Here is a 19,423-nt window from a genome sequence, read left to right as displayed (position 1 = left end):
TATCCTTGCCTGCACCCGCATCCTCGGAGTTCGCCATGTCCTCGCCTGAGTCCACCCTCCTCCAGAGCTGGCACCACAACGCCCAGGCCTGGACCGAAGCCATCCGCAGCGGCGCCATCGAAAGCCGCCAGCAAGTTACCGATCAGGCCATGCTGCTGGCGTTGATGGGGCGCCAGCCGGAGCGCGTGCTCGATCTGGGATGTGGCGAAGGCTGGCTGTTGCGGGCGCTGGCTGAACGAGGAATCGAAGCGGTCGGCGTGGACGGTGATGCGACACTGGTCGAGGCCGCACAAGCGGCGGGATCGTATCCGGTGCGCGTCGCCAGCTATGAAGATCTGGTGGAAGCGAAAGTCGACATCGGCCACGACTACGACCTGATCTGCGCCAACTTCTCCCTGCTGCATCAGGACATCATCCCGCTGCTCGCCGCCATGAACGCCCTGCTCGCACCCGGCGGCGCGCTGGTGATCCAGACGCTGCATCCATGGTCGGTGGCCGCGGGTGATTATCAGGATGGCTGGCGAGAGGAAACCTTCGACGGGTTCAAAGGCCAGTGGCAGCCGATGCCGTGGTATTTCCGCACCTTGTCCAGCTGGCTCAATGCGCTGGACATGGCCGGGTTTCAGTTGACCAGCCTGCGTGAGCCGCAACATCCGCAAAGCCCCGTTCCGCAGTCGTTGTTGATGATTGCCGAGCGTCGCGGCTGAAAAAGCTACAGCCTCGGTTTGAGCAGGATCCCGGTGTAATGCCGTAAAAACAGAGCAAAAGCCGCGCACCAGAGCATCACGGACAACCCCAGTCCCAGACCGGAAAACGGCACCAGCAACACCCGGCAACCCGCCGCGATCAACACCAATGCAAACCCCAGCACCACGGCTTTCGGCGGTTGCAACATACGGCCGGTGTGGCCGAGGCTGACCCGCGCAATCATCGCCAGAATCAACCCGCCCACGCCGCCGACCGCCAGCGCATGGGTCGCCAGACTTTGCTGTCCAATCAAACCCAGATGCCACAGCGCCATGGCCCAGATCGCCAGCGCCATCCAGGCGTAAGCCAGGTACAACGACCAGAGCAGCGGCACCCGCCACATCCCGCGATCATGCCAGCGAATCAGCCGCAGTATTTGCAAACTGCCGGTGAGCGCAAACAGCGCTGCCAGCCACAGCCGGGGTGAATCGTTGAGACCCGCCGCAAACGTGATCGCCGTCAGCAGGCTGCCGATCAACAGCAACCGCGTGGGCAACGGATGGGCGGCCGGTGCCGGTGGACGGTTCAAGCCGCGCTGGATGAAGAACGGAATCACCCGCCCGCCAATCACGGTCATCAGCGCCGCAATCAGCCACAACGCGCCCAGCACGCCTTGGCGCTGCAAACCGACGTCATTGTTGAACAGGCCAATCAAGGTCAGTGCCTGACAACCCGCCATCAGCGCGAGCACCAGCACAATCGGGTAGTTGTCGCGTTTGCGCGCGGCGATCAGATCCCGCGCCAGCATCACTGCCAGCAGCGGCAGAAAACCCCATTGCAGCGCGAGAATCAGCCCTGTCGGCAACGGCATCCACCAAGCCACTCGCCCGAGCAGCCAGACCGACACCAACGCAATCAACGCCCCGCCGCGCACGCCGGGAATCCCGGTCCAGTTGGGCACCGCCGTCAGCAGAAACCCGGCAACGATCGCCGCCGCGAAACCGAACGGCATTTCATGCCGATGCCAGGCGAGCATGCCGCCCGCCGGTTGCAGGTCGAACCAGTGGCCGTAAAGCCACAAACCCCAGATCAGGATCGCCAGCGCGGCGAATCCGGCACCGGCCAGAAACAGCGGTCGAAAGCCCAGGCTGAACACGGGCGCTGCAGCGAGTCTGCGCATTTCAGGCCACCGCCATGACAGGGAATCGAGCCAGTCGATACTGCGACAACAGACGCATGACGTAACCGATCTTGATCAGCGTCGGGCCGACGATGGTCATGGCATGCATCCCCACCAGCAACGCAATCGGCATGTGGCCCTGATACAGATAAGCGCCATAGATCCCGGCCAGCAACATGACCAGGCCGGCGACGAGCATTTTGCTCGACAGGTGCAGAACGTTCAGCGGACTCTCGAAGCAAGTGAACATGTTTCGTACTCCTGAGCGGATCGGTTTGTACGTAAGGCATTTCAACTTGCGTGCCAGATTACTCGCCCAGCAATATCAGTCAGTTGCGGAAGTGCGAGTCAATTTGACACAAACACAACAGAGTCATTTTGACAAACCGAAAAGTCAATACGACTACACTCCATCTTCATTGCATCCAACCATCGATCCGCGACACCGCCAGCCGAGCACAGACTGGCTACGCTATTAATCCAGCGTGTCCAACCTGCCGAGGAAGACTGCCATGCAACGCTTTCAAAAACTGACCCCATGCCTGTGGTTCGACGATCAGGCCGAAGCGGCGGCCAAGTTTTACTGCTCGATCTTCGACCACTCGAAAATCACCGCCCTCACCCACTACAGCAAGGTCGGCCAGGAATTCCACGGCCGCCCGGAAGGCTCGGTGATGACCGTCAGTTTCGAACTCGACGGCCACACCTTCACCGGCCTCAATGGCGGGCCGATGTTCAAATTCAATGAGGCGATTTCGTTTCAGGTCAACTGCCAGAACCAGGAAGAGGTCGACCACTTCTGGGGCAACCTGTCCGCAGGCGGCCCGGTGGAAGCGCAGCAATGTGGCTGGCTCAAGGACAAGTTCGGCGTGTCCTGGCAGATCGTGCCGGTGGCGTTCATGCACATGATGACCGATGCCGACCAGACCAAGGCCCAACGGGCGATGCAGGCCATGCTCGGGATGAAAAAACTCGACATCGCCGAACTGGAGCGAGCCTTCGCCGGCCAGAGCTAATACACTCGGGCACTGGCCTGCCGAGAACCCCGACAATGAAAGCCGCCACCAGGAACCCCGAACAAGCCCCGCGCTTCTGGCGCGACGGCGCCCTGCCCTTCATCGAAGCCCGGGCCATCGCCGATGGGCGCGAGGTCTGTTATTCCCGACATTCTCACGCGCATTTTTCCATCGGCGCGATCACCGCCGGGCGCAGCACTTACGTGCATGAGCAATCCTCGTTTGAAGTGGCGGCCGGCACGGTAGTGCTGATGAATCCGGGGGATGTGCACGCGTGCAACCCGATCGACGATCAGCCATGGTCGTATTTGATGTTGTATGTGGAAACGCCGTGGCTGACGGATCTGCAGCATCAACTGGGGTTCAGTGCTGAGCTTGAGTTTCGGCGATTTTCCGATACCCATTTGAATGATGCCCGCCTGTTTTGCGACTTGAATGCGTTGTACGCGGTATTGGTCGACAAGCAGCAAGACGTGCTGCGCAAACAGAGCACAGCCGTGGAGTTCTTCAGTGACCTGCAACTGCGTCTGAACCCTATCGAACCACCGCTGCGCGAACAGAACTTAAAACTCGAACGCGCCGCCGACTTCATCCGCCAGCACTGCACCGACCTGCTCAGCCTCGACGACATCTGCGCCGCTGCCGAACTGTCACCGTCCTACCTGATCCGCGCGTTCAAACAGCACATCGGCATGACGCCTCATGCGTTTTTGGTCAACCAGCGTATTCAGTTTGCCCGCGAGCGTCTGCGTCGCGGGCAGTTGATTGCGGATGTGGCGCTTGAAGCCGGGTTTGCTGATCAGGCGCATTTTCAGCGAGCGTTCAAACAGCATCTGGCGGCGACGCCGGGGCAATATAGGGGTTAAAGCAAAAACGGCCCGCATCGCTGCGGGCCGTGAGGGTAGCGGGTGAAGTTATTGGTCATGACTTTGCCGCAGGTAAATAAATGCGTCCCCTTTTGCACCTTTTACTCTTTTGCATTTTGCACCTTTTACTCTAAAAAACGGATTACCCAATCAAACAAAGTGTAGGGCGAGCTCCGGTGGTTTCCGGGCCACCACCTCCGGGATGTTTTGTAAGTACCGCGTGGTAAATTCCATTTTGGCCATTGAGCCAGACGCCGAACCAAATATGAGGGTGCGATTGAATATTTGGCCAGCCCAATAGCACAGCGACATCTTTATTTTCTCTCGCGTAAATTACATAAAAAGCCACAAGTTCGGAGTACGAAGGCAAGCGGCCACCGCGCGCTATGCAATGGTTGTGTCCGTCTGTCCATGATCTCAACGCTGTATCATTTCGAAGAAGGGTTTTGATTCCCCGCACTGTAAGCGTGTATGAAGCAGTTGCCCCCCTCGCATCAGTGGCGACGATCTGCGTAGTTCCATTGGCTCTACAGGTAACTGTCCCTCCCTGAGGCGTGACCGTGGCAATTGCCGTATTTTGCGAGTGATATGTAATGGGTTGCACCCCTCCGGTTGCAGGCTGCGTATAAATCGCTGACGCAGGAAAATAAGCGGGTGGGCGCCCTTCGGCAACGATGAAGTCAGTCAGATTCAGGGTTTTATTGGCACCGGGGTTAAGCGCTGTCACTACGGTCAGCGTCCAGACATTGGAGTACACCGTCCCGGGGTGATACAGCGAATGAATGTAGAACCGATGGGCGCCCTGCGCGACCGTGATGGTGCGCGAATAGTCTCCCGCCGGATTGGCGGTCACCTTGCCCAATGGCTTCGCGCTCGCGCCGCTGCCATCGTACAACTCGCCCTGTTGACCGGGGCTCAACTTGCCGCTGATCACCAGCGTGGTTGCCGTGGTGGTTCCTGCGTTCGCAACAGGTTTACCGGTGGCGGTGTTCTCGTTCACGTTGACGATGGTTGGCACAATGAGCGCCACAGCCTTGATCGTATAGACCCGATCCGGAAACTCCACAGCCGTCGCCCTGTCATTGCTCATGTCCATCGACACTGCAAATTTGATGCGCAGTGAGGTGCCATCTCCCAGTTGCTTCAAATAACTGTTCACCAGTGCGGCAGGCCAGAAACCCTGACTGACCCAAGTCGGATTGACCCGTGCCGGCAGTCCATTCCACAAGGCCAGATTATGTGCCGTACCGTCTGCTTTCTTGCCCTCCAGCGAAAGCCAGCACGGCATGCCATCTGCAATAAGCGTCCAGAGCAAGGCATGAATCGTGGCGTTCTTCGTGCCCAGCGCGATAACGTCAAGTACGTTGTTCGCATCCGCTTCCAGAATTTTCGGCGGGATCAGCGCCGTGGCGGGCAATGGCAGGATATTCAGTGGCAAGACTTGCGATGGGGTCGAGACACCATTGCGCTCGATGACATAGGTAACCTTGACCGCTTTGCCCAGGCTGTAGGCCAGCACCGAGCGTGGTACCGGAAACTTCAGGCCGGCACTGACCAGACGTTGCGCACTTTTGAATGACGCCCCCGGCGCACTGATTGCGCCCTCCCATTCGACGTGGACCTTGTCGCTGGGCAGCAAAGCGCCCGCAGGCACCACTACCTCGACATTCTGCAAGGTCGGGTTGAAGTTGTTGCCTGTCTGCCCCGTGACGGAGGGGGGCGGTAAAACGAGGGAGTTGGCGGTGATGACGATGGTGGTATCCGGCGACACTCTGAAGTTACTCAGTTGATCTTTTATGGTGGCGCTCACCGTATGAGTCCCGTCACCGATCTGCTGGAGGTCAAGAGTCGTCAGGGTGTAGGTGATCGGGTCGGCGGGATGAACATAGGGAACGGTTTTACGCCACTGGCCTATGGTCAGTTCCACTTCGTCAAATTGGCGTGGGTTGCTGCGCGTTAAAGTGAATGTGGCCGGCTGCCCCGGTCCAATGCTGGCCGGATGGCTGACCGTGATACCGGAAGCCGGGTTGTTGAACAGCACGTTCAGTATCGGATCGGATTTATCTTTATTACCGCTGCCGACTCGGGTGACTTCGTAGTACAGGGTATTGAGGCCATCCTTCAACACCCCCCAAGGCAACTCCATAAAAATGCGGTCGTTCTCTTCGCCCGGCTTGATAGGCTTGATCACGGATGTCGCCTGGCTGTTGACCCACAGCCTTACGGAGTCACCTGCTTGAGAGGGAGTGGAAAACAACATGAACGGGTCGATCACCATGAAGAGTTGGGTTGATGGCGAATAAATGCTTTCGGAAATGCCGAGATGGTAGGCCCCTGGCGGTTGCAGGTTCTCTTCTGCGCCCGGGATGGCCATCGGATACAGCTGGAGCAAGGCGCTGATCTGTGTCGAATTGACGTTGATGCTCATGTTGTTCTCCTGGCGCGCAGTGAATAGCAATCTTCGGGGCGAAGCTCATGACACCGCGAAAGGAGAGAACCGTCACCTGTCAGATCTGACAGGTGAGCGTGGTTTCAAGACGAATGGTCATCAATGAACAGTTTCCCTGCAGACGCAAAAACGACCCCGCAAAGGGGCCGTTTCAGTTTCAGCCCTCAGGACCGAGGCTCTGCCGCCACATCCAGATTATCCAGCACCCGATTCACCGCCAGCTCCGCCAGCATGATCAGTTGCCCGATGCCCAGCAGCACATGCCGCTGCGGCGCATCGATCATTCCGGCGAAATCGCTGGCCATGGTTTTGGCCGAGGTCAGGGTTTCGCAGGCGTCGGCCAGCAGTTCTTCGTTCGGGATGCCGGGGGCGATGAGATAGCGGGTGTTGGGTTTGAGCAGGGGTTTTCTGGGGTGAAACGGATTGAGGTAGTGATCGAGGGCGCGTTCGGCGGCTTCGTGGAATTTCTTGGAATCGAGGGTTTCGTAGGGCGAGGTCGGGTCGGTTTCGGGTGGGTTTGGCGTTGGTTTGATCATGGTGAAGCTCCTTGATAGGCGGAGCTGCAACCGTTCGCGGTCAATCGAAACAGGTGGCAGCTGTACGCGGGTTGACCGACCGGGAATCAAGGAACCCGGCATACCCGAAGGTATCCCGCGCACAACCGCCATAAAACGAACAGCCACGAGAGCTGAACGGGACGGCACGCTGGCGCCTTGATTGAGTCGGACGGTCAAGCCCGATCGCTGATTCGTCAGCGACCGACACACGATAGAACCCGGCCCCAAGGCCCACAAGCCGGCGGATTCTGGCGGATGCGTAGGCATTGGCGCAAGGTGTTGTGGCTTGCCGGACGCATCCTTAAACACCTTTAAACCCAAGGGCCGCCCCGCTCACGGCAGCAACAAATACCCCGCACTAATCGCCAATAACGCTGCCATCACCCGATTGAACAGGCGCATCCCCGCCGGGTTGCCGAGATAGCCGCGCAAGAACGTCCCGGCATACACCCAGCACCCCACCGACAGATAACAGATCACCAGATACACCGCCGCAAACTGCCACACCAGTCGCGCCTCACCGTCGGCCACAAACGCGCCCATCCCCGCCACGCAGGCCAGCCACGCCTTGGGATTGAGCCATTGCATCACCGCGCCGTAGAGCATCGACGGCGCCCTGCCCGACTCTCCCGCATTCAACTGACCGTTATCGGTAGCCAGTTTCCAGGCCATGAACAGCAGAAACGCCACCCCGGCCAGTTGCACCACACGGGTCAGCGCGGGCCAAAGCATCAACACTTCGTGAAGTCCGAGCCCCATCAACACCAGCAACAACACAAACCCCAGCGTCGCCCCGGCCACATGCCGCTGACTGGCGCGAAAGCCGAACTGCGCACCGGAACTCAACGCCACGATATTCACCGGCCCCGGGGTTATGGACGCGGCCAGGGCAAACGCCGCCATCGACACAATCAGACTCATCGCACACCTGCTTCAGATCGAGGAACAAGGCACTCACGGTAACCAGCGCCCTGCCCTGAGTATTGAATGAAATTACCCCCGCACGCGCAGACCCACTACGCTCTACTTCAGTGACCACTCTCGACCAGGAAGTCGCCCTCCATGATTCTGATTCTGCTGCCAGCCGCCGATTACGACCCCACCGAAAGCAGCGTGCCGTGGCAGGCCATGCGCGATGCGGGCATCGAAGTGCGTTTTGCCACGCCACAAGGCTTGCCCGCCCACGCCGACTCACGACTGGTGGCCATCGGCTTTGGCCTGCTGAGCTCGATGCTGATGACGCGCAAGGCCGATCTGGACAGTTACGCGAAAATGATCGAGTCCGAAGCGTTCAGGAAGCCGCTGGCGTATGCCGATGTCGACACGAAGCAGTTTGACGGTTTGCTGATCCCCGGCGGTCATGCCAAAGGGATGCGCACATTGCTGGAATCCAAGCAGGCCCAGCAGATCGCCCTGCAGTTTTTCAAGGCCGAAAAGCCCGTGGCGGCGGTGTGTCATGGCGTGTTGTTGCTGGCCCGCTCGCTCGACCCCGACACCGGGCGTTCGGTGTTGTTCGGGCGCAAGGTTACGGCACTGCTGGCGGCAACCATGGAATTGCCGGCGTGGCTGATGACCGCCGCGTGGCTGGGGCGCTACTACCGCACCTACAAGCAAACCGTCGAGGCAGAAGTGAAAACCGCACTGGCCAGCAAGGCTGATTTCATACGCGGCCCGCTCATCGCAAAGCGAGATAGCGCGCAGGCACCACACGCGGGATTTGTGGTGCGCGACGGCCAACTGCTAACGGCGCGCTGGCCCGGCGACTGTCATCGATTCGCCGCCGAATGGGTGGCCCTGTTGCAGGCCACCCGACGCGAGCCGGTATTCAGTCCAGACGTGGCACGGTGAAGCGGAATTCGCTGCCCTGCCCCGGCTCGCTCTCGGCCACGATTCGCCCGCCGTGGGCCTCGACGATGCCTTGCGTGATGTAAAGACCAAGCCCGGTGCCGTTCGGATTGCCTTCCTTCACCGTCCAGTAGCGGTCGAAGACGTGTGGCAAGTGATCCTTGGGAATGCCTTCGCCGCTGTCGCGCACCGTGAAGACGATGTCGTCGCCGACCGATTTGGCAAACACATCGACCGTGCCCAGACGCGGTGTGAACTTGATCGCGTTGCCGACCAGATTCGACAGCACCTGAAACAGCCGCTCCGGGTCGGCATGGATGCTCAGGTCGGGATCGGCCTCGAACGAGATGCTGATGTCCTTGTCCAGCGCCAGCGGTGCGAGCAGTGATTGCGCCTCTTCGAACATCTGCGCGACATCGAGTTTCTGCGGCGCGATGGTGTAGCGGCCGGCGTCGATTTTCGAGGTATCGAGCAAGTCTTCCAGCAGCGTGTTCATGCGCCCGGCAGCTTGCTGCATGGTATCGATGGCTGTGGAGATGCGCCGCGAAGTGTGCGGCCCGTCTGAGCTGAAAGCCTTTTGCATCATGCCGCACAGCATCGAAATCACGGTCATCGGGTTGCGCAGATCGTGGGAAACCACTGCCACCAACTCATCGCGAGCGCGCACCGCTTCCTGCTCGCGGCGCACCTGGCGGGCCAGGTCGTTTTCCAGTGCAGAGCGACGCAGGTCGTTGGCGGCGAACAGATCGCCGTGGCTCCACTTGGTGGAGATCCCGGCCATTTCGACTTTCCAGATCTCGAACGAAGTACGCGGCCGCAGACGCAGGCCGGCGTCGGAATTTTCCAGATCAAGCGGCTTGCGCGGGTCACCGCTCCAGTTGATGTTCTCTTTGACTTCCGGGCGGAACCACAGCACGCCGTTGTCCACCGGTTTGGGCAGGCTCATGGCGAGCACGCCGCTGGCGACTTGCTGATACTGCGCGGCCGGCGGATAGACGCTGGCCAGGTGATGACTGGCAAACACCGGCTCGCCACGCTCCTGCAACCATTTGTGCAGGGCGCGAATTTCTTCCGGTTCCGGGCAGTTGCCGTAACGGTGCAATTGCTTGTCTTCGATGATCGCGATGCCGCCGGCATTGGCTAGCGCCATCAGGACCTGCGGCTGGTTGGCCAGCCCATCGAAAACGTTCTGTGGCGAATCGATCATCGCCTGATTGAGCAATGCCAGTGCCTCGACCTTTTCTTCACGCTGACGGCTGACTTCCAGCGCTTCCATCGCGCTGATCTGCAACGACAGCACCTGGCCGATGGTCTGGCATGCTGTGCGCAACTCATGGGGTACGTGCAGCGGCTGACGGTTGCCGCAACTGATCAGGCCCCAGAGCCGGTCGCCCTTGAGCAGGGAAATACTCATGGAAGACAGCACGCCCATGTTCTTCATGTACTGGCAGTGGATCGGCGACACGCTGCGCAATGTGGCGAAGCTCAGGTCCAGCGGGGTCTGGGTGTCCGGGCGCAACTTGGGCACCAGCGGCACCGGTTGGTAGTCGGCATTGGGGATGATCCGCAGCCAGTTGGTGCGGTACAGCTCCCGGGCCTGCTCGGGGATGTCCGAGGCCGGGAAAAACAAGCCGTTGAAGACCTCCATCGACGGGTCGGACGCTTCGGCGATGACCTGACCGTGGCCCTCCTCTTCGAAGCGATAGATCAGCACCCGGTCGTAACCGGTCATGGCCTGGATTTCCTTGACGCTGATGTCGTACAGCGCCTGCAGGCTCTGGGCCTTTTGCAGGCGCGCGAGCATCCGCCCCAGGTGGGTTTCGGTGCCGGCGACGTTGCGCGGCTGGAAGTTTTCGACGTGGATTTCCAGCTCCAGGATCAGCACATCCTGATGCCGGTGCAGCAAGCCTTCGAACGCCGTGCCGTTGAGGCGAAAGTGCAGCGGCGGCGCGTCGGACAGGGTCGGTTGCTGCAAGGCCTCGCGAACCTGCGCGGCGTGGGCATCGCCGATCAGGCTGTGCAGCGGCTGGCCGATCAGATCCTGTGCCGGGCGCGCGAGCAAGGTCTCGACGTTGGCGCTGATCTGGATGATCGAAAGCTCCGGCTCGCTCAGGGTCAACAGCAGACCGTGGGGCTGGATCGCGCCGGGAAAGCGGATCGGCTCGTCGGCGCAGTTGGCCAGCAACTCTTCAAAGGCTTCTTTGTCTTGCGGGGTCATACCAGAACCTCCTGGCTTTCGAGCCAGCGCTCGAAACAGCTGAATGTGGTGTGAGCGGCCGCCACGACGGCTTCACGCTCGTCGGCGTCCATCGGGCGGCTGCACAGGTATTCGATGAAGTCGCGCCAGCGCCGGCCGGTGGCGGCACCGTAGATGTCAAGAAACGCCGCGCCGTTGTCCGCGCCCAGGCTCAGCCGCGTGGCGATTTCCCGGCGCAGGATCTGCCCGCCGAGGGTTGCGCCTTCGAGCACGTACAGCACGCCCAGGCAGGCGGCGGCTGAATCGATGGCGGGCAACTGACGGCAGAGTGAAAAGCCCCCGCCATTTGCGCCCAACGCGTGCAGATCCCGTTTCAGGGTCGGCGCCTTGAGGCGTGAAACCAGATCAAAATCGGCGGGGATCGCGCCGCTATCCTGCAACGCGGCTTCCAGTGGCTGATAGAAGCCGTAATAGGCGCGCATCAATCGCTCGAAAGCATGCAGATCAAGGGTGTCGGAGAAAAAAGGAAGGCGTTTTTCCAGTGCGATGTGCAGTTCGGCGGTGCCGGCGCGCAAGTCCTGCAACACCGGTGGCACATGAACCTCTCGGGCCTTTGCTTGCATGTAGTCGCTCGTACAGTGGGCCGCCTGGGGCCATTGGGGAATGAAAACGCATGGCGCGAAAGCTTACACGGCAATTGTCCTTTCTGACCCGGCAGATAATTTTTTCTGGCGGATTCATCACCCTGTGACGGTTTCAGAGTTGACGGAGCGGCGGAAAGTTCGAACGGATTCACGCCCGACAATCGCTGTACCGCGACTCCGCAGCCTGACTGTACGGTTCCGGCCTGCCGCCAGCGTGATAAAAATAGCCGTCCCGCCACCGGAGCCCGCGCCATGGATCTCGCCACCCTTTCCCTGTTTCTGCCCGCCTGTTTCGCCTTGAACATGGCGCCCGGCCCGAACAACCTGCTGTCGGTCAGCAACGCCACCCGTTACGGCTATCGTCGCGCCTGCGTGGCCGGGGTCGGTCGGCTGCTGGCGTTCGCCGGGATGATCGCCCTCGCGGCGGCGGGGCTGGCGGTGGTGTTGCAGACGTCCGAGCTGTTGTTCTACGGGATCAAGATTGTCGGTGCGGGGTATCTGTTGTATCTGGCGTGGCAGCTGTGGCGGGCCAATCCGGCTGCCGAAGACGCCGTTACGGCGCCGGCAAACGGGCTTCTGGCGCTGGCGCGTCAGGAGTTTTTAGTGGCAGCAGGAAATCCAAAAGCAATTCTTATATTCACTGCATTCCTGCCGCAGTTCGTCGACCCGAACCGCGCCATCACCCCGCAGTTCATGTTGCTGGGGGTGCTGTTCCTGCTGCTGGAATGGATCGCCATCAGCGCCTACGCCTACATGGGCCTGCACATGCGCCGCTGGTTCGCCGAACCGCGCGGCAAGCGGATCTTCAACCGTTGCTGCGCGGGGCTGTTGTCGGCGGCGGCTTCGGTATTGCTGATGGCCAAGCGCGCCTAAGCTTCGGACGGGCCTTTGAGCTCGACCTGATTACCGTCCGGATCGAAGCAGTACAGCGACAGGCCGTTGCCCTCGGCGCCGAAACGGGTGGCAGCCTTGTCGACGGTCAGGCCACAGGATTGCAGGTGGCTGATCAGCGCCGCTTCATCGAACGGCTCGATGCGCAGGCAGAAGTGATCGACATTGCGCCGTTCGCTGCCGGCAGCGGCGCCGCCCTTGCGGCCGATTTCGCCGTCGAGGTCGACCAGATCGATCATCGACGTGCCGGCGCGCAGGTGCACCAGACCGAACTTTTCGTTGCGCTTGACCACTTCGGCACCGAAGACCCGGTCGTAGAAATCAATGCTGCGTTGCAGATCCGCGACGCGCAGCACGATGTGATCGATGTGGTGAATCGTGAACGGTGGCATACCTTCATTTCCCGAGTTGTAGCGACCCGATCACTGTAGTGCAGCGGCCCGAAAATTCACTGTCGATTTTTCGGTGGAGCCATCGAATAACTGGTTTTATCCTCGGCCCATGAACATACAGACCGCTGTCCTGCCCCCTCACGCCGAAATGGTTCGCGCCATGCTCGCAAGCGACACTGCCTATGAAGGCGTGTTCTTCACGGCCGTGAAAACCACCGGGATCTTCTGCCGCCCGACCTGCACGGCGCGCAAACCGAAACCGGAAAACGTCGAATTCTTCGCCCACGCTGACGACTGCCTGTCCGCCGGTTATCGCGCCTGTTTGCGCTGCAAGCCGCTGGACGCCGCGGCCATCGCCCCGGACTGGGTGCAACGACTATTGAAAGCCGTGGACGCCGATCCGGAGCTGCGCTGGAGCGATGCGCAATTGCTCGCCGAAGGCATCGAACCGCTGAAGCTGCGGCGCTGGTTCAAGCAGCATTTCGGCATGACCTTCCATGCGTGGCTGCGCACACGCCGACTCGGCGTGGCGCTGGGCGGAATCAAGCAAGGCACCTCCATCGACCACGCGGCGTTCGACTCCGGTTATGAATCCCTCAGTGGCTTTCGCGATGCATTCCAGAAGTCGTTTCACATCACGCCGGGCCGTGCGGCGGCCAGCGAGCCGCTGCTGTTCACCCGCCTGACCACGCCGCTGGGGCCGATGATCGCCATGGCCGAGCGGCGTGGGTTGGTGTTGCTGGAGTTTCTCGACCGCCCGGCGCTGACCCGGGAAGTCGAAGAACTGCAAAACCGCTACGGCTACGTCGTAGCGCCGGGACACAACGCGCATTTGCAGCAGATTGAAAACGAACTGGCGCTGTACTTTGCCGGCAAGCTGAGTGAATTCAGTGTGCCGCTGCACCTGCCCGGCAGCGAGTTTGCCCGTCAGGTCTGGACCGAACTGCGGCAAATCCCCTACGGCCACACCAGCACTTACGGCACCATCGCCGCACGGCTGGGCAAACCCGGCGCCAGTCGCGCGGTGGGCCTGGCCAACGGGCACAATCGGCTGTCGATTGTCGTGCCATGCCATCGGGTGATCGGTGCGGACGGCTCGCTGACCGGCTATGGTGGTGGGCAACCGCGCAAGGCGTTTCTGCTCAGGCTGGAAAACGCTGCCGTGCAACTGACGCAACCGTTGGCGTTCTGACAAACCAACCCCAACGCCCTCCCGGCGTTCAAATCAACGTATCACTGAAGTTGCTGATGCCCGATCCCTACCAACCGGCCAGCGAGTTTCTGGCCAGCCTCGACGCCGACTGGCAGCGCCACATCGCTGCGGTCGGCCCTTGCCTGCATCAGCCGCATCCGGCGCGCGATCCTTATGAATCGCTGGTACGGGCGATTGCCTATCAGCAACTGCATGCCAAGGCGGGCGACGCGATTGTCGGGCGACTGGTGGGGTTGTTTCCCGGGCAGGCGTTTCCGCGTCCGGAGCAGGTTCTGGCGACGGGGTTCGATCAGATGCGCAGTTGCGGGTTTTCCGCCGGCAAGATTGCGACGATTCAGGGGATTGCTCAGGCGACCCTTGACGGCGTGGTGCCGGATTACGCCACGGCACTGGCGATGGAGGATGAAGCGCTGATCGAGCGGTTGGTCAGTTTGCGCGGGGTTGGGCGCTGGACTGTCGAAATGCTGTTGATCTATAGCCTGGAGCGGCCGGATATTCTGCCGGCGGATGACTTTGGTGTGCGCGAAGGATATCGGCGTCTGAAGGGGCTGGAGGTGCAGCCTTCGCGTAAGCAGATGATTGAGATCGGGTTGGATTGGAAGCCGTTTCGGACGGTGGCGGCGTGGTATTTGTGGCGAGTAGCCAAGCCATAGACCGCGTTATCGTTCATCGCGAGCAAGCTCGCTCCCACAGTTGGATCGCATTTCAAGTGTGGGAGCGAGCTTGCTCGCGATTGCGTCAGACTGTTCAATGTTGCATCAAAGGCCGGACTTCAACCGACTGAACGCCCGAATCAAAGCCCGGTTGAACGCCTTGCCATTATCATTCTTGCTGTACAAAGAAGCCCTCACCGCCTCCGGCGGATAAGTCCCCGGATCATTACGGATAGCCGGATCAATCAACCCGTCCGCCGCCGTAATCGCATTGGCGTAGTGAATGGTGTCAGTAATCGGCGCGATTACCTCAGGCGTCATCAAATAATCCATCAACGCCAGTCCAGCCTCGGGATGCGGTGCATCCTTGGGAATGACCATCGCATCGAACCAGATCAGCGTGCCCTCCTTCGGGATCCGGTAATTCAACTTGAACGGCTTTTTCGCCGCCTCTGCCTGCCCCGCCGCGATGGCAACGTTGCCGTTCCACGACATCGCCACGCAGGTGTTGCCGTTGGCCAGGTCGCTGATGTTCAGGTCGTTGTCGAAGTAGCGGATGTACGGGCGGATCTTCGCCAGTTGCTGTTCGGCGAGTTTCAGGTCATCGAGGCTCTGGCGATTGATGTCCAGGCCCATGTACTTCATGACCGCCGCGAACACTTCGTTCGGGTCGTTGAGCAGGCTCACCCCGCAATCGGCGAATTTCGACACCACCGCCGGATCGAACAGCATCGCCCAACTGTCCCGTGGTGCGTCCGGCAGGCGCTGCTTCACGGCCTCCTCCTGATAGCCGACGCCGGTGGTGCCCCAGGCGTAAATCCCGGCGTAGCGGTTGCCCGGATCGAACACCGCCATGTGCTGACGGAACTCTTCACCGACGCCGGCGAAGTGCGGGAGTTGCTGCTTGTTCAGGGTCTGGATCGCGCCGCTCTCGATGGCCCGCGACAAGTGCTGGCCGGCGGTCAGCACCAGGTCGTAGCCGCTGCGGCCGGTGAGCAGTTTGGTCTCAACGGTTTCCAGCGAATCGAAGTGATCGGCGACCACCCTAATCCCGGTTTTCGCCTCGAAATTCTTCAGGGTATCCGGGGCCAGGTACTCGCCCCAGATGTACAGGTTGACCACCGGTTTCGCCGTTTCGGCAGCCTGCACACACAGGGGTGCAAGCACCAGCAATAACGCTTTACTCAGTTTGTGCAGGCCCATGCTCAGGCTCCTTTTTTCTGGCCGGCGTACTGCGGCATGGTGATGCACGCGACGTTGCCGCCACCGAGCAGGATTTCCCGGGAGTTTTCGATGCCGACGATCTTGTGCTGCGGGAACAGTTCGGCGAGGGTCGCCAGCGCCACCTGATCGTTGCGATCACCGAACAGCGGCACCACGATCGAGCTGTTGCCGGCGTAGTAGTTGATGTACGACGCGCAGATTTTGGTGCCGGCCTGACGGGTGTGAGTGCTGTCCTGCTGATCGAGGCCTTCGGCTTCTTCGGCGGTCCACTCCAGTACGTCCGGTTGCGGCAATTTGTGCACGATCAGTTCGCGGCCACGGCTGTCGCGGGTGCTGCGCAGGATGTCGTAGGCCTCCTGATAGATTTCCCACTGCGGATCGTCGCGGTTGTCGGTCCATTGCAGCACCACTTCGCCGGGCCGCACGAAGCACGCGAGGTCATCGACATGACCGTCGGTTTCGTCGAACTTGCAACCGCGCGGCAACCAGATTACTTGCTCGGCGCCGAGGTAATCGGTGAGTCGGCGGGTGACTTCGTCCTTGCCCAGGTGCTGGTTGCGATTGCGGTTGAGCAGGCATTGCTCGGTGGTGAGGATGCTGCCCTGGCCGTCGCTCTGGATGCCGCCGAGTTCGGCGATCAACGGCGCGCGATAACGGTCGAAACGCTCGATTTCGAGGATCTTGCTGGCGATCTGGTCGTCCTTGTCCCATGGATAGTAGAGCCCGCCATCAAGGCCGCCGTAGGCATTGAATTCAAAGTCGACACCACGCACTTCACCGCTCTGGTCGTTGACCACGAAGCACGGGCCGCTGTCGCGGAACCAGGTGTCGTTGCAGGTCATCTCCACCACGCGCACTTGCGGCGGCAACTGGCGACGGGCAGTGGCGAACTGGGCCGCCGAAGCGCAGACCGTCACCGGTTCGCTATGGGAGATCGCGGTGACGATCTGCACCCAGACTTTCTGCGCAGGCTTGGCGCCGTTGCGCCAGACATCGGTGCGCTCCGGCCAGCCGAGCCAGCAACCGGACTTGGCTTCGAATTCGCCGGGCAGACGGAAGCCGTCCTGTTTCGGGGTGGTGTCGAGCAAACGTGCCATGGTCAAACCTCGTCATCGGGATGGGAATGACCTCAGGCTACGGTCGCGGGCCGTCATGCCGCCAACGATGATTATTTCGGAACAGTTGAATTCAACTCATCAATCCGCCAGCTGATCGTTGAACCATTCCAGCATCTGCGCCACCGCCGGACGCTCCAGGCGCACCCGCTCGCAAACCAGCGCATATTGACCCAGCGCGGTCATGCTGGAGGTGAACGGGCGCACCAGACGCCCGTTCTGCAAGTCCTCCTGCGCCGTGAGGTTGTCCCCCATCGCCACGCCCTGCCCTTGTGCCGCCGCTTCCAGCGCCAGGCCGGCGTGGGCGAAATACAACTGACGTTCCGGGCGCAAATCGCCGGCATGGCTGGTCAGCCACGCGGTCCAGGTCTTGCCGTCCTGATCGTCGTGCAGCAGGCAATGGCGGGCCAGGTCCTTCGGGGATTTCAGGTTGCCCTGGTTGAACAGGCCGGGGCTGCACACTGGGAAGAACTGCAGCGCCGGCAACGGGCGGACGAAATACGCGCTGCTGTCCACCGGGCCGGTGCCGTAGGTGATCGCTAGGTCGATGTCTTCGCCGGGTGCGGCGGCGTCGATCGGTTGTTCGTAGAGGTGCAAGGTGATGTGCGGATAACGCGCGTAGAAATCGGTGAGGCGGTTCATCAGCCACTTCTGCGCCAGCTCCGCCGTCACCGCCAGCCGCAACACCGCAAGCGAGGATGGATCGCGTAATTCATCGCAGGCATCGCCGATCAGTTCGAAGGCCTGTTGCAGGCTCTGCATCAGGCGTCCGGCGGCGATGGTCGGGCGAATCTGCCGGCCTTCGCGGATGAACAGCGACACGCCCAGTTGCTCTTCGAGCTGGCGGATCTGATGGCTGACGGCACTGTCGGTGACGCACAGCTCGGCGGCGGCCCGGCCGAAATGCGCGTGGCGGGCGGCGCATTCGAAGGTTCGCAGGGCGGCCAGGGAAGGTAGTCGGCGCATGGGTTTGGGTCCCTTTTTTTTGCGGACATGCTGACCTTCGGATTCGTGGGCGTCCAGTTTTACCGCGATAGCGGCGGCACAGGTGGCACATCTCTTCTAGGCTGAACCGAATCGACAAAAAACCACCGGAGGCCCACTCATGCACCTCGAAGGCTCCTGCCACTGCGGCGCGGTTTCATTCTCTCTCGACAGCGCCCACCCCTACCCTTATCAGCGCTGCTACTGCTCGATCTGTCGCAAGACCCAGGGCGGTGGCGGCTATGCGATCAACCTCGGTGGCGAAGCGGCCAGCCTCAAGGTGCGCGGGCGCAAACACATCACGATCTACCACGCGAAAATGAAAGGCGAAGGCGATGCCCGCGCCCACCGCAGCACCGCCGAACGGCATTTCTGCTCGCTGTGCGGCAGCGGTCTGTGGCTGTTCAGCCCGGAATGGCCGGAGCTGATCCATCCGTTCGCCTCGGCCATCGACACGCCGCTGCCGGGGCCGCCGGAACACACCCACCTGATGCTCGGCTCGAAAGCCCCGTGGGTCGAAGTGCAGGCGAGCGCGAAGGACCGGCAATTCGAGGTCTACCCCGAAGAGTCCATCGCGCAATGGCACGAACGACTGGGATTGACCCGGTAGCCGCCTTCACAGTCTTTGACAGTTTCCCGACAAAGCTGCCAAAGATTGCCGGACGGCCCCCGCCTAGCATGGCGCATCCACATTTCTCTCGGGTGCCCCATGCCGGTTTCGTTGCGTACGTTTTCGCTGTCCCTGACCTCCCTTTGTCTGTTGCTGCCCGGCGACTCGCTGCGCGCCGAAGACTGGCACACCACCCTGCGCGCCGGGGCGGCCAGTGCGCCGCGCTACAGCGGCAGTGACGAGCGGGTGGTGGCGCCGTTGGTGGGTGTCGAAATCGTCAGCCCTTACGGTGTGTTTCTCGACAGCAGCCGAGGCCTCGGCTGGGGCTTCGACGAAGAGGACTTCGGCCTCAGCGTCTACGTCGGCGCCAGTGACGTGCGCAAGGATCGCAAGACCGGCTACAAGGGCTCGGACGAACTCAACGGCATGGGTTCGATCAAGTCGCGCCCGGTGATCGGGCTCGACGGGACGTATCACCTGGGCCCGCTCATTCTCGGCGCGAGTTTCGAGCATGCGCTGGAAAAGGACGACGATGACCGCGACACCGGCTCGGCCTGGAACCGCCTCAAGCTGAGCATCAGCGCGCCACTCTACGAAGGACGTTTCGGCAAGGTTTCCGGCGGCCTCAACAGCCAGTTCGGCGACAGCAACTACATGCGCACCTGGTACGGCGTCAGCGATGCCCAGGCCTCGCGCAGCCGGTTCCGGGCGTACAAGGCCCGGGCCGGGTTGATCAGCCGTGGTGCAGACCTGACGTGGTCATTGCCGCTGGACAAACAGTGGAGCGTATCGACGGTGCTGGCGGTGCAGTACCTGAATCACGAAGCCGCCGACAGCCCGATTGTCGAGCGTCGTCTGCAAACGTCCCTTGCCGGGCAAGTGATCTACACCTTTTGAACG

20 protein-coding genes are annotated in these 19,423 nt (G+C 61.1%); 9 read left to right on the top strand and 11 right to left on the bottom strand.

The window, feature by feature from the left end; all coding sequences use genetic code 11:
• Positions 1 to 35 precede the first annotated feature (35 nt).
• Positions 36 to 707, top strand: a complete 672-nt coding sequence (locus ACKLNA_RS26605) for a class I SAM-dependent methyltransferase (RefSeq protein WP_408987614.1) — start codon at positions 36 to 38, stop codon at positions 705 to 707.
• 5 nt (positions 708 to 712) lie between these two features.
• Here ACKLNA_RS26605 and ACKLNA_RS26600 read toward each other — a convergent pair whose 3' ends face one another.
• Positions 713 to 1,867, bottom strand: a complete 1,155-nt coding sequence (locus tag ACKLNA_RS26600) for an NnrS family protein (protein WP_408987613.1) — start codon at positions 1,865 to 1,867, stop codon at positions 713 to 715.
• A gap of 1 nt (position 1,868) precedes the next feature.
• Positions 1,869 to 2,117 (bottom strand): transmembrane sensor/regulator PpyR, encoded by a 249-nt coding sequence (locus ACKLNA_RS26595; RefSeq protein ID WP_408987612.1) that lies wholly within the window; start codon positions 2,115 to 2,117, stop codon positions 1,869 to 1,871.
• A gap of 262 nt (positions 2,118 to 2,379) precedes the next feature.
• Here ACKLNA_RS26595 and ACKLNA_RS26590 point away from each other — a divergent pair, with 262 nt between their 5' ends.
• Together ACKLNA_RS26590 and ACKLNA_RS26585 are read left to right on the top strand one after the other, a co-directional pair.
• Positions 2,380 to 2,883 carry a VOC family protein gene (locus ACKLNA_RS26590; protein WP_408987611.1) on the top strand — a complete coding sequence of 168 codons (504 nt, stop codon included), beginning with the start codon at positions 2,380 to 2,382 and terminating at the stop codon, positions 2,881 to 2,883.
• 35 nt (positions 2,884 to 2,918) lie between these two features.
• Positions 2,919 to 3,749 (top strand): helix-turn-helix domain-containing protein, encoded by an 831-nt coding sequence (locus ACKLNA_RS26585; protein ID WP_408987610.1) that lies wholly within the window; start codon positions 2,919 to 2,921, stop codon positions 3,747 to 3,749.
• Positions 3,750 to 3,891: 142 nt separating this feature from the next.
• On the opposite strand, the gene ACKLNA_RS26580 is transcribed toward ACKLNA_RS26585, so the two are convergent.
• The 3 genes from ACKLNA_RS26580 to ACKLNA_RS26570 form a co-directional block, all read right to left on the bottom strand.
• The gene (locus tag ACKLNA_RS26580) at positions 3,892 to 6,177 is read right to left on the bottom strand and encodes an Ig-like domain-containing protein (RefSeq protein ID WP_408987609.1); all 2,286 of its coding nucleotides are present in this window, start codon (positions 6,175 to 6,177) and stop codon (positions 3,892 to 3,894) included.
• A gap of 185 nt (positions 6,178 to 6,362) precedes the next feature.
• Entirely contained in the window at positions 6,363 to 6,734 is a 372-nt protein-coding gene (locus ACKLNA_RS26575; protein WP_408987608.1) for a DUF6124 family protein, read from the bottom strand.
• Positions 6,735 to 7,088: 354 nt separating this feature from the next.
• A complete protein-coding gene (locus ACKLNA_RS26570) occupies positions 7,089 to 7,676 on the bottom strand; it encodes a LysE family translocator (protein WP_408987607.1) in 588 nt (195 codons plus the stop codon).
• 141 nt (positions 7,677 to 7,817) lie between these two features.
• Between ACKLNA_RS26570 and ACKLNA_RS26565 the strand changes: the two genes are divergently transcribed.
• Positions 7,818 to 8,603, top strand: a complete 786-nt coding sequence (locus ACKLNA_RS26565; protein ID WP_408987606.1) for a type 1 glutamine amidotransferase domain-containing protein — start codon at positions 7,818 to 7,820, stop codon at positions 8,601 to 8,603.
• Here the strand turns inward: ACKLNA_RS26565 and ACKLNA_RS26560 are convergent.
• Positions 8,581 to 10,818, bottom strand: coding sequence for an ATP-binding protein (locus tag ACKLNA_RS26560; RefSeq protein WP_408987605.1), 2,238 nt, complete (start codon positions 10,816 to 10,818; stop codon positions 8,581 to 8,583). The two genes, ACKLNA_RS26565 and ACKLNA_RS26560, sit on opposite strands and share 23 nt — an antisense overlap.
• Positions 10,815 to 11,420 carry a biliverdin-producing heme oxygenase gene (locus tag ACKLNA_RS26555; RefSeq protein WP_408987604.1) on the bottom strand — a complete coding sequence of 202 codons (606 nt, stop codon included), beginning with the start codon at positions 11,418 to 11,420 and terminating at the stop codon, positions 10,815 to 10,817. The genes ACKLNA_RS26560 and ACKLNA_RS26555 overlap by 4 nt, the downstream gene beginning before the upstream one ends.
• A gap of 273 nt (positions 11,421 to 11,693) precedes the next feature.
• Between ACKLNA_RS26555 and ACKLNA_RS26550 the strand changes: the two genes are divergently transcribed.
• A complete protein-coding gene (locus ACKLNA_RS26550; protein ID WP_134022866.1) occupies positions 11,694 to 12,314 on the top strand; it encodes a LysE family translocator in 621 nt (206 codons plus the stop codon).
• Here the strand turns inward: ACKLNA_RS26550 and ACKLNA_RS26545 are convergent.
• Positions 12,311 to 12,724: a VOC family protein gene (locus ACKLNA_RS26545; protein ID WP_085733099.1), complete on the bottom strand. Its 414-nt coding sequence runs from the start codon at positions 12,722 to 12,724 to the stop codon at positions 12,311 to 12,313. The two genes, ACKLNA_RS26550 and ACKLNA_RS26545, sit on opposite strands and share 4 nt — an antisense overlap.
• A gap of 109 nt (positions 12,725 to 12,833) precedes the next feature.
• On the opposite strand from ACKLNA_RS26545, the gene ACKLNA_RS26540 reads away from it, so the two are divergent.
• Positions 12,834 to 13,916: a bifunctional transcriptional activator/DNA repair enzyme AdaA gene (locus tag ACKLNA_RS26540; protein WP_408987603.1), complete on the top strand. Its 1,083-nt coding sequence runs from the start codon at positions 12,834 to 12,836 to the stop codon at positions 13,914 to 13,916.
• A gap of 56 nt (positions 13,917 to 13,972) precedes the next feature.
• On the top strand, positions 13,973 to 14,590 hold the full coding sequence (locus ACKLNA_RS26535; RefSeq protein ID WP_408987602.1) for a DNA-3-methyladenine glycosylase family protein: 618 nt from the start codon (positions 13,973 to 13,975) through the stop codon (positions 14,588 to 14,590).
• 105 nt (positions 14,591 to 14,695) lie between these two features.
• Here ACKLNA_RS26535 and ACKLNA_RS26530 read toward each other — a convergent pair whose 3' ends face one another.
• From ACKLNA_RS26530 to ACKLNA_RS26520, 3 genes are all read right to left on the bottom strand, one after another.
• Positions 14,696 to 15,793 carry an extracellular solute-binding protein gene (locus ACKLNA_RS26530; protein ID WP_102687391.1) on the bottom strand — a complete coding sequence of 366 codons (1,098 nt, stop codon included), beginning with the start codon at positions 15,791 to 15,793 and terminating at the stop codon, positions 14,696 to 14,698.
• A 2-nt stretch (positions 15,794 to 15,795) separates the two neighbouring features.
• Entirely contained in the window at positions 15,796 to 16,911 is a 1,116-nt protein-coding gene (gene aguA / locus ACKLNA_RS26525; protein ID WP_273537208.1) for an agmatine deiminase, read from the bottom strand.
• Positions 16,912 to 17,010: 99 nt separating this feature from the next.
• A complete protein-coding gene (locus tag ACKLNA_RS26520) occupies positions 17,011 to 17,895 on the bottom strand; it encodes a LysR substrate-binding domain-containing protein (protein WP_408987601.1) in 885 nt (294 codons plus the stop codon).
• Positions 17,896 to 18,034: 139 nt separating this feature from the next.
• On the opposite strand from ACKLNA_RS26520, the gene ACKLNA_RS26515 reads away from it, so the two are divergent.
• The gene (locus tag ACKLNA_RS26515; RefSeq protein WP_408987600.1) at positions 18,035 to 18,523 is read left to right on the top strand and encodes a GFA family protein; all 489 of its coding nucleotides are present in this window, start codon (positions 18,035 to 18,037) and stop codon (positions 18,521 to 18,523) included.
• Positions 18,524 to 18,622: 99 nt separating this feature from the next.
• Positions 18,623 to 19,420 (top strand): MipA/OmpV family protein, encoded by a 798-nt coding sequence (locus ACKLNA_RS26510; protein ID WP_408987599.1) that lies wholly within the window; start codon positions 18,623 to 18,625, stop codon positions 19,418 to 19,420.
• Positions 19,421 to 19,423: the final 3 nt, after the last annotated feature.

The organism is Pseudomonas sp. UV AK001 (assembly GCF_046097675.1).
GTDB lineage: Bacteria > Pseudomonadota > Gammaproteobacteria > Pseudomonadales > Pseudomonadaceae > Aquipseudomonas > Aquipseudomonas kribbensis.
This window is presented reverse-complemented; position numbering and strand designations above follow the sequence as displayed.

What these genes read in the sequence shown, in the direction of transcription:
- ACKLNA_RS26605 (WP_408987614.1), top strand. Translation starts at nt 36, where the DNA reads ATGTCCTCGCCTGAGTCCACCCTCCTCCAGAGCTGGCACCACAACGCC.
- ACKLNA_RS26600 (WP_408987613.1), bottom strand. Translation starts at nt 1,867, where the DNA reads ATGCGCAGACTCGCTGCAGCGCCCGTGTTCAGCCTGGGCTTTCGACCG.
- ACKLNA_RS26595 (WP_408987612.1), bottom strand. Translation starts at nt 2,117, where the DNA reads ATGTTCACTTGCTTCGAGAGTCCGCTGAACGTTCTGCACCTGTCGAGC.
- ACKLNA_RS26590 (WP_408987611.1), top strand. Translation starts at nt 2,380, where the DNA reads ATGCAACGCTTTCAAAAACTGACCCCATGCCTGTGGTTCGACGATCAG.
- ACKLNA_RS26585 (WP_408987610.1), top strand. Translation starts at nt 2,919, where the DNA reads ATGAAAGCCGCCACCAGGAACCCCGAACAAGCCCCGCGCTTCTGGCGC.
- ACKLNA_RS26580 (WP_408987609.1), bottom strand. Translation starts at nt 6,177, where the DNA reads ATGAGCATCAACGTCAATTCGACACAGATCAGCGCCTTGCTCCAGCTG.
- ACKLNA_RS26575 (WP_408987608.1), bottom strand. Translation starts at nt 6,734, where the DNA reads ATGATCAAACCAACGCCAAACCCACCCGAAACCGACCCGACCTCGCCC.
- ACKLNA_RS26570 (WP_408987607.1), bottom strand. Translation starts at nt 7,676, where the DNA reads ATGAGTCTGATTGTGTCGATGGCGGCGTTTGCCCTGGCCGCGTCCATA.
- ACKLNA_RS26565 (WP_408987606.1), top strand. Translation starts at nt 7,818, where the DNA reads ATGATTCTGATTCTGCTGCCAGCCGCCGATTACGACCCCACCGAAAGC.
- ACKLNA_RS26560 (WP_408987605.1), bottom strand. Translation starts at nt 10,818, where the DNA reads ATGACCCCGCAAGACAAAGAAGCCTTTGAAGAGTTGCTGGCCAACTGC.
- ACKLNA_RS26555 (WP_408987604.1), bottom strand. Translation starts at nt 11,420, where the DNA reads ATGCAAGCAAAGGCCCGAGAGGTTCATGTGCCACCGGTGTTGCAGGAC.
- ACKLNA_RS26550 (WP_134022866.1), top strand. Translation starts at nt 11,694, where the DNA reads ATGGATCTCGCCACCCTTTCCCTGTTTCTGCCCGCCTGTTTCGCCTTG.
- ACKLNA_RS26545 (WP_085733099.1), bottom strand. Translation starts at nt 12,724, where the DNA reads ATGCCACCGTTCACGATTCACCACATCGATCACATCGTGCTGCGCGTC.
- ACKLNA_RS26540 (WP_408987603.1), top strand. Translation starts at nt 12,834, where the DNA reads ATGAACATACAGACCGCTGTCCTGCCCCCTCACGCCGAAATGGTTCGC.
- ACKLNA_RS26535 (WP_408987602.1), top strand. Translation starts at nt 13,973, where the DNA reads ATGCCCGATCCCTACCAACCGGCCAGCGAGTTTCTGGCCAGCCTCGAC.
- ACKLNA_RS26530 (WP_102687391.1), bottom strand. Translation starts at nt 15,793, where the DNA reads ATGGGCCTGCACAAACTGAGTAAAGCGTTATTGCTGGTGCTTGCACCC.
- aguA (WP_273537208.1), bottom strand. Translation starts at nt 16,911, where the DNA reads ATGGCACGTTTGCTCGACACCACCCCGAAACAGGACGGCTTCCGTCTG.
- ACKLNA_RS26520 (WP_408987601.1), bottom strand. Translation starts at nt 17,895, where the DNA reads ATGCGCCGACTACCTTCCCTGGCCGCCCTGCGAACCTTCGAATGCGCC.
- ACKLNA_RS26515 (WP_408987600.1), top strand. Translation starts at nt 18,035, where the DNA reads ATGCACCTCGAAGGCTCCTGCCACTGCGGCGCGGTTTCATTCTCTCTC.
- ACKLNA_RS26510 (WP_408987599.1), top strand. Translation starts at nt 18,623, where the DNA reads ATGCCGGTTTCGTTGCGTACGTTTTCGCTGTCCCTGACCTCCCTTTGT.